Here is a 12,267-nt window from a genome sequence, read left to right on the forward strand (position 1 = left end):
GTTCATATTTAGAAGGTGGAATTGGTATAACCCCATCAGGGAGCAGGAGAAAATTCTAATATGTAACCAGAGATTGAGAGAGACTGGCACTGAGGCCAGCCTCTTTGCAGCGGTGATTACTCAGCCGCTGCAGCCTGCTGCTCTTTAATACGAGCAACTTCTTTCATGCTCAGCTTAATACGACCACGGTTATCCAGATCCATCACAACCACTTCAAGCTTCTGTCCCATCTTGACGTAGTCAGCAACGTTCTCAACCCGATGATCAGCAATCTGGGAAATATGCACCAGACCATCCTGACCTGGCAGGATATTAACAAAAGCACCAAACTCGACAATGCGAGTTACCGTACCGTTGTAAATCTTGCCGATTTCCGCTTCAGCAGTGACGCCGTAGACACGGTCATAAGCTGCCTGACAGGCTTCCCGGGTCTCACCATAAATTTTAACGGTGCCGTCGTCAGCAATATCAACCGATGCACCGGTATCTTCACAGATAGAACGGATAGTGGCACCACCCTTACCAATAACATCACGAATCTTGTCCTGATCAATCTTCAGGGTCATGGTCATTGGTGCGTTTGGCGACAGTTCACTGCGGGAACGGGCGATGACTTTATTCATCTCGGCCAGGATATGCAGACGCGCATGCAGAGCCTGGTCAAGGGCGATATCCATGATCTCTTCAGTGATACCGGCAATCTTGATGTCCATCTGCAGCGCCGTAACGCCGTGGGCAGTTCCGGCCACTTTAAAGTCCATATCACCCAGGTGATCTTCATCACCCAGAATATCGGTCAGAACTGCAAACTGCTCGCCTTCCTTAACCAGACCCATGGCGATACCGGCAACCGGTGCTTTCAGCGGCACACCGGCATCCATCAGCGCCAGGGAAGAGCCACAGACGGAAGCCATGGAGCTGGAACCATTGGATTCGGTAATTTCAGACACCACACGGATGGTATAAGGGAACTCTTCTTCACCGGGCAGTACTGCCTGAATACCACGACGGGCAAGACGACCATGGCCGATTTCACGGCGTCCCGGAGGACCCATACGACCAGCCTCGCCTACAGAGTAGGGAGGGAAGTTGTAATGCAGCATGAACGGGTCACGGCTTTCACCTTCCAGGGCATCGATAAACTGCGCATCACGGGCAGTACCCAGCGTGGTGGTGACGATAGCCTGAGTTTCACCACGGGTGAACAGGGCGGAACCGTGGGTCTTTTTCAGAACGCCCACTTCGACTGTGATCGGGCGAACGGTTTTGGTATCACGACCATCGATACGTGGCTGACCGTTAATGATGTTGCCACGGACGACGGACTTCTCCAGTTTGCTGAAGTAGGTCTGAACATCATCCGCACTGAATTTGCCCTGGTCTTCGCCAACCAGCTCAGCTTCAGCTTCAGCGCGCAGTTCCGCCAGCTTGTTGCTGCGCTCCTGCTTGATGGTGATGCCATAGGCCTCTCGAATTTTCTGCTCAAAGCCAGCAGCAACGGCTTCTTTCACTGCCGTTTTTTCTGGCTCTGGCTGCCAGTCCCAGGTTGGCTTACCGGCTTCTGCAGCAAACTCTTTAATGGCAGCAATAACCGCCTGATACTCCTGCTGGGCAAACAGAACCGCACCCAGCATTTCATCTTCTGTCAGTTCCTGCGCTTCGGACTCAACCATCAGCACAGCTTCGCTGGTACCGGCAACCACCATGTCCAGCTCAGACTTTTTCATCTGCTCGAAAGATGGGTTGAGAATGTAACCGTCGTCTTCAGTGAAACCAACACGGGCAGCACCCACAGGACCGGCAAAGGGAATACCGGAAATAGCCAGGGCCGCAGATGTGGCAATCATGCCCAGAATGTCAGGATCGTTCTTTTTATCCACCGACATTACCGTGATGATCACCTGAACTTCGTTCATGAAACCTTTCGGGAACAGCGGACGGATAGGACGGTCAATCAGACGGGAAGTCAGCGTCTCTTTTTCGCTGGCCTTACCTTCACGCTTCAGGAAACCGCCGGGAATTTTACCCGCCGCGTACACCTTTTCCTGGTAGTGAACGGATAACGGGAAAAAGTCCTGACCATCACGGGCACTTTTAGCGCCCACTACCGTTGCCAGAACCTGCAGCTCACCCATGGTTGCCAGCACGGCACCGGTGGCCTGACGGGCAACCCGTCCAGTTTCCAGCGTCACGGTGTGTTCACCGAACTGGAAAGTCTTTGTCAATGCTTTTGGAGCAATACTCACGTTATTTTCCTTTATTACCAAACGATATCACCCCACCTGCATCCACACTGTCATAGAGATGGATGCAATTCAGAGACCTCTGAATCGAAGTCTCTGAATTGCACCCCATGCAGACAGAGTGCAGGCATGAGTAATTCTTGTCCAAGACTACCAGAGAAAACAGAGCCCGGCAGTCGCAACCCGCAGAGAGATAATGCCCGGGCTGACAACATTCTCAACCCGCAAATAACAAAACACCGCCAGCCACAGATAGTGCAGCTCGCGGTGCCTTGACTGTGGGAGGTGATATCAAGACACCACCACCCAATATGACTGTATCAAACGATTAGCGACGCAGACCCAGAAGCTGGATCAGGCTGCGGTAACGTTCAACATCCTTACGCTTCAGGTAGTCCAGCAGGTTACGACGCTGGTTTACCATGCGAATCAGACCACGACGAGAGTGATGATCCTTGTGATTCGCCTTGAAGTGTCCCTGCAGACCTTCGATGTTAGCGGTCAGCAGAGCCACCTGAACTTCAGGGGAACCGGTGTCGCCTTCAGTGCGAGCGAATTTCTTCAGGATTTCAGCTTTCTGTTCAGCAGTCAAAGCCATTGTTCAATCTCCAGATAATATGCAATACAGATAACCGGCATGACCGTGCATATTTACAGCCAGCCATTTAAACAAGCGACGAATTCTATCACTATGTTGTGAACGCGTCCAAAAAAACTATTTAAGTAGTGGGGCAAATGGAATCGCGTATTTCAGGCTGAATCAGCCTTTGACCAGACGCTTGGGTGCGACCAGGCCATCATCGGTAATTTCGCCAATACCCAGGAACACCACGCCTTCAACACCTTCAGCAACGCCATAGATGCGGACATTGCCGGATGTCGGCGCCTGAGGCACCTGGACCGGATTCCCCTGGGAAACATAATAACTGCTGGTTGCACCCAGTTTGACCTGCGGCCAGTCACTGACAGCGCTGTCCTGAGGCAACAACAGGTCATCAATAACACGATCACCGGCCTTATTGCGGATTTTCGACAACTCCCTCAGGCGCTCTGACTGCGCTGGTTCCAGCTTGTCACGACCCAGCTCCTCCGCCAGTCCGGACAGCTCGGCAAACTCAATACGCTGATCAACATCCAGGGCCGACTCACGGGCTTCATCCCGCATGGCCGCCAGCTCATCCAGGGAGTGCGCCTGATGCTCAGTGTAAGGGCCTGCCTTGAGGCGCTTCAGCTCAGCAACATGACCAAGGCAGCCCAGGGCCTCACCAATATCTTCAACCAGCGTGCGGATATAGGTTCCCTTGGTGCAATCCACCTCGAAGACACACTCATCCCCATCAAAGTCCAGCAGCTCCAGACGATGAATGGTAATGGTGCGCGAAGGGCGCTCAATTTCGATCCCTTCCCGGGCATATTCGTACAATGGTCTGCCGTTGTGCTTGAGCGCAGAGAACATGCTGGGTACCTGCTCAACGTCACCCCGGAACTGGTGCAGAATGGCCTCTACATCAGAACGGGTAACCGTCACCGGGCGCTCTTCGACGATCTCCCCCTCCCGATCACCCGTGGTGGTTCTCACTCCCATTTTCATGGTGGTGCGGTAGGATTTATCAGAATCCAGCAAATACTGGGAAAACTTGGTAGCCTCCCCCAGACAGATGGGTAAAACGCCCGTTGCCAGCGGATCAAGACTGCCGGTATGGCCCGCCTTGGCGGCATTAAACAACCGCTTCACCCGCTGGAGCACCTCGTTGGAAGAAGCGCCATACACTTTATCAACCACAATAATGCCGTCCACCGGACGGCCACGATTAGCGCGTCGACCTCTTCTGGCCATGACTTACTCCTCGGTACCTTCTTCTGAGCCTTTATCCGCTTTAGCGTCTTTGGCAACTGCCTGATCGATCAGCGAGGACAGATAAGCCCCGCGCCGCAGACTGTTGTCATAGTAAAAGCGGAGTCGCGGGGTAAACCTCAGCTTGATGGCCCTGGCCAGCTGAGAACGCAGAAAACCCGCCGCCTGACTTAATATCTCCAGGGATTGATCAATTTTTTCCTGGTCATCCACCCCAAGAAACGAGACATAAACATCTGCAAAGGCGAGATCCCGACTCACTTCGACCACACTGACCGTGACCATGCCAAGACGAGGATCTTTCATTTCCAGCTGAATCAGCTGAGCCAGTTCTTTCTGAATCTGGTCGGCTACTCGCTGGGTACGACTGTACTCTTTAGCCATTGAATACTCACTCCGAAAACCACAATACCCAAAAGGCACAAAAGGCACAGAGACACAAAGCAATCCTTCCCTTTGTGACTTTGTGCCTTTGTGGTTAAAAAAGCCTGCGGGAAAAACCGCAGGCTCTGGCGTCTATTTCACATTCACACGCGTAACGAATTAAAGCGTACGCTGTACTTCAATCGTCTTGTAAACCTCGATCTTGTCACCAGGCTTAACGTCGTTGTAGCTCTTAACGGCGATACCACACTCCATACCGTTACGAACTTCGTTGACATCATCCTTGTAACGACGCAGAGACTCCAGCTCACCTTCGTAGATCACCACGTTATCACGCAGCACGCGGATACGGTCGTTGCGGTACACGGTACCTTCAATAACCATACAGCCAGCCACAGCGCCAAACTTCGGTGAACGGAATACTTCACGAACTTCGGCAGTACCCACGATCTGTTCACGGGTATCGGAGCCCAGCATACCGGTCAGCGCTTTCTTAACGTCATCAATGATGTCGTAGATAACACTGTAGTAACGCAGATCCAGCTCTTCAGTCTCTACCACTTTACGGGCAGAAGCATCGGCACGAACGTTAAAGCCGACAATAACGGCGTTGGAAGCCAGGGCCAGGTTAGCATCGGTTTCGGTAATACCACCAACACCGCCAGAGATAACCCTTACTTCGACCTCATCGTTACCCTGCTCTTCCAGAGAAGCGGTCAGCGCCTCCAGGGAGCCTCGTACGTCTGCCTTGAGGACGATGTTGAGCGTCTTCTTATCTTCAGTACCCATTCTGGAGAACATATTCTCCAGCTTGGAAGCCTGCTGACGAGCCAGCTTGACTTCGCGGAACTTGCCTTGACGGAACAGGGCGATTTCACGGGCTTTACGCTCATCGCGAACCACCAGCATTTCATCACCGGCATCCGGCGTACCATCCAGACCCAGAATCTCTACCGGGATAGAAGGACCTGCTTCCTTGATAGGCTGGCCGTTCTCATCCAGCATCGCACGTACACGACCGTACTGCTGACCCACCAGGATATTATCACCCTGATTCAGCTTACCGCCCTGAACCAGAACGGTGGCCACAGGACCACGACCTTTATCCAGTCGGGACTCAACAACGACGCCACGGGCAGGACCTTCATCCGGAGCGGTCAGCTCAAGCACTTCGGCCTGAAGAATAACCGCTTCCAGCAGATCTTCAACACCTTCACCGGTCAGGGCAGATACTGGCATAAACTGCGTATCGCCACCCCACTCTTCAGGAATAACGTCACGGGCAGACAGCTCGTTTTTCACCCGATCCGGATCCGCTTCCGGCTTATCCATCTTGTTCACGGCAACCACGATAGGTACGCCAGCCGCTTTCGCGTGTTGCACCGCTTCTTCGGTCTGCGGCATGACACCGTCGTCTGCTGCAACAACCAGGATAACGATATCCGTCGCCTTGGCACCACGGGCACGCATGGCGGTAAACGCCGCGTGTCCAGGCGTATCCAGGAAGGACACCATGCCACGATCTGTTTCTACGTGGTAGGCACCAATGTGCTGGGTAATACCACCGGCTTCGCCAGCCTGAACGCGACTCTTACGAATGTAGTCCAGCAGCGAGGTCTTACCGTGGTCAACGTGACCCATAACGGTCACTACCGGCGCACGGGGCCTGGCTTCGTAAGCAACATCTTCCAGCTGATCATCCACCAGGGTATCTTCGATGGCGTCCGCCTTGGTCAGCTTGTATTTGTGGCCCATTTCTTCAACCACGATACTGGCAGTATCCTGATCGATAACCTGGTTGATGGTTACCATGGAGCCCATTTTGAACATGGCCTTGATAACGTCCGCCGCTTTGATGGCCATCTTGCTGGCCAGCTCTGCAACCGTGATGGTTTCCGGGATGGAAACTTCACGAACAACCGGCGCTGTTGGCTTGGTAAAGCCGTGAGCCGCCATGGACTCAGGTGCCATGGTACGGGCAAACTTGCGACTGCCGCCACGGCGATCATCACGCTCGTTGCGACCACCTTTACCACGGCGCGGCAGATCGTCATTGTCATTACGACGATCTTTACCCTTGCTGCCACGCTTGTTGCGGGACTTGCGGTCATCTGCCGGCGGTGGTGTATCACCAAAAGAAGGTGCTGCCGAAGGTGCCGGAGCGCCACCGGTGCGCTGACCTCGATCACCACCCGGACGTGGTCCACGGTCGCCACCCGGACGTGGGCCACGATCGCTGCCAGAACGCTCACCACCCTGGCGGGCACTGCGCTCACCGGAACGGGAGCCACGGTCATCACTGCGCGCACCGCGCTCATCTTTCTGACCACGATCATCCCGGCGTGGGCCGCGATCATCTTTACGCTGAACACGGTCATCCCGACGCTGGCCACGCTCTTCCTGCTTTTCGGGACGAGCCGCCGCTTCATCAGCTTTTGGTGTTTCTTCAGCGGCTTCGCGCTTGACGTAAGTGCGCTTTTTACGCACTTCTACGTTCACCACTTTGTTTTTGCCTGAACTGCCACCAGACACTTTCATGCGGCTGACCGTCTTACGCTTCAGCGTAATCCTGGTCGGTTCAGAACCGGTACCGGCATCACCATGAGTTCGCTTCAGGTGGGCCAGCAGCTGCTGTTTTTCTGCATCGGACACAGACTCTTTGGCGCTGCTTTTGGTGAGACCAGCGTCTTTCATCTGCTGCAACAACCGCTCCACTGGAGCGCCGACCACTGCTGCGAGTTGCTCTACGGTTACATCTGCCATTCACACTTCTCCTCTCAGTGGCCCGCTCAGTTACCCGCTTCTTCAAACCACGGTTTTCGTGCCGTCATGATCAGCTCACCAGCCCGATCTTCATCCATTCCGTCAATATCCAGAAGGTCATCGATCGATTGTTCAGCCAGGTCTTCCATCGTAACGACACCGCGACTGGCCAGCTCATAGGCCAGTTGCTGCTCCATACCTTCCATATTCAGAAGGTCATCAGCAGGCTGGGTACCATCGAGCTTTTCTTCCTGGGCAATGGCCTGAGTCAATAACTGATCCTTGGCCCTTGAGCGCAACTGTTCAACGATATCTTCATCAAAGCCTTCAATGGCCAACATCTCCTCAAGAGGGACGTATGCAATCTCTTCCATGGAGGTAAAACCTTCTGCCACCAGCAGTCCAGCCAGATCATCATCGACATCCAGCTTTTCCCTGAAGGTCTGAACCACACGACCGGCTTCCTGCTGCTGTTTGGCGGCGGCATCCTCTTCAGTCATGACGTTCAGGATCCAGCCCGTCAGCTCACTGGCAAGGCGGACATTCTGGCCACCACGGCCAATAGCCTGAGCCAGATTATCTTCACTGACCGCAATATCCATCGTGCCTTTGTCTTCATCGACAACGATTGAAGCCACTTCGGCCGGCTGCATGGCATTAATCACGTACTGCACCGGGTTGTCATCGTAAAGCACGATATCAACACGCTCATTACCCAGCTCACCGGAGACCGCCTGAACACGGGCACCACGCATACCGACACAGGCACCGACCGGATCAATCCGGCCATCATTGGTTTTCACGGCAATCTTGGCCCGTGAACCCGGATCTCTGGCAGCACCTTTGATCTCAATCACTTCTTCGGAAATTTCAGGAACTTCAATACGGAACAGCTCAACCAGCATCGCTGGCGCTGTTCTTGACAGCATCAACTGCGGACCACGCCCCTCGGTGGACACTTCATGGAGCAGGGCCCGAACATGGGCGCTCATTCTGAAGTTCTCGCGAGGCAATACCTGATCTTTCTTTAAAACCGCCTCAGCGTTATTGCCAAGATCAACAATAATGCTGTCACGGGTTGTCTTCTTGACGGTACCGGAAATCAGGGTGCCCATTTTGTCACGGTACTGCTCAACCATCTGCAGGCGCTCGGCTTCACGCACCTTCTGGACAATCACCTGCTTGGCTGTCTGAGCGGCAATGCGGCCAAAGCCTACCGACTCAACCGGCTCTTCCCAGATACCACCAATTTCAAGAGACTCGTCGTGCTCCTTGCCTTCATCCAGAGTCAGATGCATGCCGGGAAACTCAAAATCCTCGTCAGCGACCACAGTCCAGCGACGGAATGTATCGTATTCCCCATTAGCCCGGTTGATCGCAACCCGGATATCCACTTCGGTTTCGTACCGTTTTTTGGTCGCTGTCGCCAGAGCGGTTTCCAACGCCTCAAAGATGACCTCGGGCGGTACTCCCTTCTCATTGGATACGGACTCTACGACCAACAGAATCTCTTTACTCATGCTCTGCCTCGCCTATGCTGAACCAGTCCATGCCTATGGAGCCTGCCGGACTCACTTCTGACCTGCGGCGAAAAGCCTGATTTGGTCACGATCCATGCTGCTTTTGGTCAAATAGCCCTGCTATTCTCCTCAAACCAGCATGAAAAATGTCTCAAACCAGGCTTTTCTCTCTATGGTCAGCCAAGTCCGACAGGCTCCTGCCAACACATCCCTGGCTGCTAAACCGGGATATCCGCCCGGCCTGAAGGATAATTCAGTCGAACTGTGGTATCACCTGCGCCTTATCGATGCTTTCGATTGGCAACAGAAGCTCATGGCCATCGGCCTCTATAACAACATCCTGATCTTCAATTCCCTTGATGATGCCCCGATACTTTCTGCGCCCTTCAAAAGGCACCCTCAGGCGTATACTGACCGTATGGCCAGTCATCATCTCGTACTGCTCAAGCCGGAACAGCGGCCTGTCCAATCCCGGAGAAGATACTTCCAGGGTATATTCGTCCGCAATTGGGTCTTCTACATCCATAACGGCACTCACCTGGCGACTGACCTTTTCGCAATCTTCCAGGGTGATGCCATCTTCTGCGTCGATATAGACCCGAAGCAGCGAATTCCGCCCACGGGAAACAAACTCAATACCCCAGAGACGGTAATCAAGCGACTCCACGATCGGCTCGATAAGTGTCTCCAGCTGCGACTGCTTACCTGCCACGACTGAATACCTGCCAAAAAAACAAAAAAAGGGCTATAAAGCCCCATATATTCGCACAATGACCAGAACGGCCATCACACATAATTACTCGCTACCTAATAAAAAACCCCGCAAAGGGGGTTTTCAGGATTTGGTAGCGGGGGCTGGATTCGAACCAACGACCTTCGGGTTATGAGCCCGACGAGCTACCAGGCTGCTCCACCCCGCATCAAATTGTTCATCAGTATACTTCGGCAAGAGCCAGCTGACAACCTCTCCACAATATCAAATACACTGACCCTGAAGCGAAGAATCAGCACTGAATTTGACTCACTAATCGTTACAAAAGCTGGCTACAAAACAGTAATGGTAAAACTCTACACCACAAAAACCGCTCTATTATCTACCTTTTCCCAGTGCTGTCAACTCGCCCGAAGCACTCCCTGCCATGGATGGAGAATTTTACCAATTCATCAGATTATCACCGGTCATGGGTAAAACCGGAGTGGTGCCTGCAATGATGGCTGTTGTGGTACTGAAGTTTCCTGAACAGGAAAACTGTCTTTCACATTGGAAAATTTGTTGTTTGTATCATCTTTTGGACCTTTACCGTCTTTCTTCAATAATCCTTGATCATCATGCTCACAGCCTTGTCTTGTTTCACCTCTGTACGCACATCCCCGTCCTGCGGCTGCATACTGTGCATTACGCCTATCCACAGACGCTGATCGTTGATTACCAGATGAAGTATTGGATTTAAGACTGCCGGGATGGGTTTCCAGATATTCCTTGTTGAGACAATCCTGCAAGAATGACTGGTGTTGACCGAGGGCTGTAAAAATTGTTCCCAGAATTTTCTCCTTAGTCAAACCAAAAAGGCCAGGATTTTTGTATTTTTTTTCTAACATCTGAACTAATGTCTCGGCTCTGGGTCTTCGTATACGTAATGCTCTTAATTCATGCATTTCATCCTCCTTTATAACACCCTCCTGAAATAAGTAGCTCCAGTATTTTTTTGGCAAAAGATTTTCTAAGAGATACTCCATTTTATCTTTTTGATACCAGTGATCTTCAATTGGCGGTTTATCCCGCTCCGAGGTAACTTTACCTGCCGAAGCAAGGCTGGTTTGAGAAACAAAATCAAAAGTGCCGGAGCCTGAAAAATGAGCAGGACCAGGTATATTGGGGATAAATGACTCACTATCAGTCTCCCGGGGTTGCACAGCAGGACCAACCGCTCCTGGCTGGAGAGAAGCCACATGCCTGCACATCCGGGAAAATGTGCCAGAGGCGTTGTTTTCATCAGGACTATCGGGACGCTGAGGTCTTACCGGGTTATTCAAATCATTCGAGCCGTTGAAACCGTTCAAATTGAAATCGGCATACACATTTATTGAATCCATAGTTTTAACTACTACACATATACACAGCTACTTTAACCGGGTGGTTGCCAGCAAAAGAAGGAGGGTTGGACAGATCAGAGATGTTCCTGCGAATAATCTGTCCACAGGAGCAATCTCCGGATTAGCGAATAAAGCTTTAGTCAACAATTTCTGCATAAAGTTCCCAGCTGTAAACATTAATCTGGCCAAATAGTCAGGAACTAATAGCGACAATCCAAAACAGCTTGCTCAAAACGCTCTTCAGAAGGCGGAGTTGGTATTACTTTATCAGTACACACAAAACCAATAGCGCCATTGCCATCATCCCCAGGGCAACGATTAATCCAGACAAAAGTTCCGAAGCCGAAGGGCTGGCGAAAGAGACCGAACCACGAAGACCGGTAAAGGCTTCCAGAACGGTAATAAGAAGAAAGAATAAAAACAAAGCGGTTAACAGCTTGATGCTCCAAAATCCGATCCGGAATTTTCTGAACATAACACCACCGGAATCGCCGCCCTTGCCATAAAAGTAAGTGCCATTGAAAAGGCAGGGATGCTTCCCCGGGCTCTCGCATTGCCTTCCCGGCCCCTCTGGCAAGCATCGGCCAGAGCATTCCTCAGGGCAGTCCATTACCTGACCATATGCATGGTCACCACAGGACAGATCACAGTACGGTCGGTGTAGCGGATCATATTGGGAGTGTGCCCCGGGCTGGGCTGAATAATTTGCGTTTTTGGCGTAGTTGGCATAGTAGTCAAGACACAACTGAAAGAAGACCAGATCACTGTCCGGAAAAATGGCTTTACCGCCGACAATCTTACCGTGACCAACTTGCCAGGCTGTCTCTTTCGTGACAGTTTTTTTTGTGGCTTTCCAAAACCGCCTTTTTCTGGCAACTGCCGGGAACCCTTGCATGACCCTGCCAGTCTGCCCAAAAACAACCACACCACCCATCGTTTGAGGATAGTGGCTGCTGAATGGTGGTCGATGAGCCGGGTAACTGTTCGGCCAGTAGCGCCTGCGAAGCTTATGAGGACGGAATAAAAAAGGATGAAATAAAAAAGGGCGAATAACACTCTGCAGAGGATATATACGACGAGACCTTAATGACCGGTGAACAATCTCATTCTGCCCGGGCAGATCTTTATTGTTATCCTGCTCACCCTGCCTGGCAGGAAGCGCCAGAGACCGGCCACGCCCTTTATAACGCGCAATTGCAAACCCGGTAAAGCCACCCCGTTTGCCAATAACGGGAAACCCGGAAGAATAGCCCTGCCCTGAACGGTCAATTCCGTCAACCGCATAAAACCCTGACAGGATTTCTGATTTACCACCAACACCAATCGAATTAGACATCTCTGAACATTTGCTGGCCAACGGCCACCCATTCATAATACTGCCATCTACTCATCAGAGCATTCGGAGCTC

10 protein-coding genes and 1 tRNA gene are annotated in these 12,267 nt (G+C 52.1%); 1 reads left to right on the plus strand and 10 read right to left on the minus strand.

Translation table 11 applies throughout. The features are described 5' to 3' along the window. Positions 1-116: 116 nt before the first annotated feature. Positions 117-2,246 carry a polyribonucleotide nucleotidyltransferase gene (gene pnp / locus CX664_RS09995; protein ID WP_101746597.1) on the minus strand — a complete coding sequence of 710 codons (2,130 nt, stop codon included), beginning with the start codon at positions 2,244-2,246 and terminating at the stop codon, positions 117-119. Positions 2,247-2,372: 126 nt separating this feature from the next. Between pnp and CX664_RS26340 the strand changes: the two genes are divergently transcribed. Then, complete coding sequence (locus tag CX664_RS26340; protein ID WP_163370465.1) at positions 2,373-2,519, plus strand: hypothetical protein; 147 nt, start codon at positions 2,373-2,375, stop codon at positions 2,517-2,519. A gap of 52 nt (positions 2,520-2,571) precedes the next feature. Here CX664_RS26340 and rpsO read toward each other — a convergent pair whose 3' ends face one another. From rpsO to CX664_RS10045, 9 genes are all read right to left on the minus strand, one after another. Beyond that, positions 2,572-2,841, minus strand: coding sequence for a 30S ribosomal protein S15 (rpsO, locus tag CX664_RS10000; RefSeq protein WP_101746598.1), 270 nt, complete (start codon positions 2,839-2,841; stop codon positions 2,572-2,574). Between the two features lie 162 nt (positions 2,842-3,003). Further along, positions 3,004-4,080 carry a tRNA pseudouridine(55) synthase TruB gene (truB, locus tag CX664_RS10005; protein ID WP_101746599.1) on the minus strand — a complete coding sequence of 359 codons (1,077 nt, stop codon included), beginning with the start codon at positions 4,078-4,080 and terminating at the stop codon, positions 3,004-3,006. Positions 4,081-4,083: 3 nt separating this feature from the next. Then, the gene (gene rbfA, locus CX664_RS10010) at positions 4,084-4,482 is read right to left on the minus strand and encodes a 30S ribosome-binding factor RbfA (protein WP_101746600.1); all 399 of its coding nucleotides are present in this window, start codon (positions 4,480-4,482) and stop codon (positions 4,084-4,086) included. A gap of 159 nt (positions 4,483-4,641) precedes the next feature. Further along, positions 4,642-7,245 (minus strand): translation initiation factor IF-2, encoded by a 2,604-nt coding sequence (gene infB, locus CX664_RS10015; protein ID WP_101746601.1) that lies wholly within the window; start codon positions 7,243-7,245, stop codon positions 4,642-4,644. A gap of 26 nt (positions 7,246-7,271) precedes the next feature. After that, on the minus strand, positions 7,272-8,765 hold the full coding sequence (nusA, locus tag CX664_RS10020) for a transcription termination factor NusA (RefSeq protein ID WP_101746602.1): 1,494 nt from the start codon (positions 8,763-8,765) through the stop codon (positions 7,272-7,274). A 253-nt stretch (positions 8,766-9,018) separates the two neighbouring features. Beyond that, positions 9,019-9,477: a ribosome maturation factor RimP gene (rimP, locus tag CX664_RS10025; protein ID WP_101746603.1), complete on the minus strand. Its 459-nt coding sequence runs from the start codon at positions 9,475-9,477 to the stop codon at positions 9,019-9,021. 131 nt (positions 9,478-9,608) lie between these two features. Then, positions 9,609-9,685, minus strand: a tRNA-Met gene (locus CX664_RS10030). Between the two features lie 259 nt (positions 9,686-9,944). Further along, entirely contained in the window at positions 9,945-10,859 is a 915-nt protein-coding gene (locus CX664_RS10040; protein ID WP_101746605.1) for a CARD domain-containing protein, read from the minus strand. Between the two features lie 259 nt (positions 10,860-11,118). Further along, positions 11,119-12,195, minus strand: coding sequence for a hypothetical protein (locus CX664_RS10045; RefSeq protein ID WP_145999930.1), 1,077 nt, complete (start codon positions 12,193-12,195; stop codon positions 11,119-11,121). Positions 12,196-12,267 lie beyond the last annotated feature (72 nt).

Origin of the sequence: Endozoicomonas acroporae (genome assembly GCF_002864045.1) — a bacterium.
Classification (GTDB): domain Bacteria; phylum Pseudomonadota; class Gammaproteobacteria; order Pseudomonadales; family Endozoicomonadaceae; genus Endozoicomonas; species Endozoicomonas acroporae.

Excerpts from the sequence above, each read along its gene's own strand:
- CX664_RS26340 (WP_163370465.1), top strand. The coding sequence starts at position 2,373 with ATGAGTAATTCTTGTCCAAGACTACCAGAGAAAACAGAGCCCGGCAGT.
- infB (WP_101746601.1), bottom strand. The coding sequence starts at position 7,245 with ATGGCAGATGTAACCGTAGAGCAACTCGCAGCAGTGGTCGGCGCTCCA.
- CX664_RS10040 (WP_101746605.1), bottom strand. The coding sequence starts at position 10,859 with ATGGATTCAATAAATGTGTATGCCGATTTCAATTTGAACGGTTTCAAC.
- CX664_RS10045 (WP_145999930.1), bottom strand. The coding sequence starts at position 12,195 with ATGTCTAATTCGATTGGTGTTGGTGGTAAATCAGAAATCCTGTCAGGG.
- rbfA (WP_101746600.1), bottom strand. The coding sequence starts at position 4,482 with ATGGCTAAAGAGTACAGTCGTACCCAGCGAGTAGCCGACCAGATTCAG.
- rpsO (WP_101746598.1), bottom strand. The coding sequence starts at position 2,841 with ATGGCTTTGACTGCTGAACAGAAAGCTGAAATCCTGAAGAAATTCGCT.
- truB (WP_101746599.1), bottom strand. The coding sequence starts at position 4,080 with ATGGCCAGAAGAGGTCGACGCGCTAATCGTGGCCGTCCGGTGGACGGC.
- nusA (WP_101746602.1), bottom strand. The coding sequence starts at position 8,765 with ATGAGTAAAGAGATTCTGTTGGTCGTAGAGTCCGTATCCAATGAGAAG.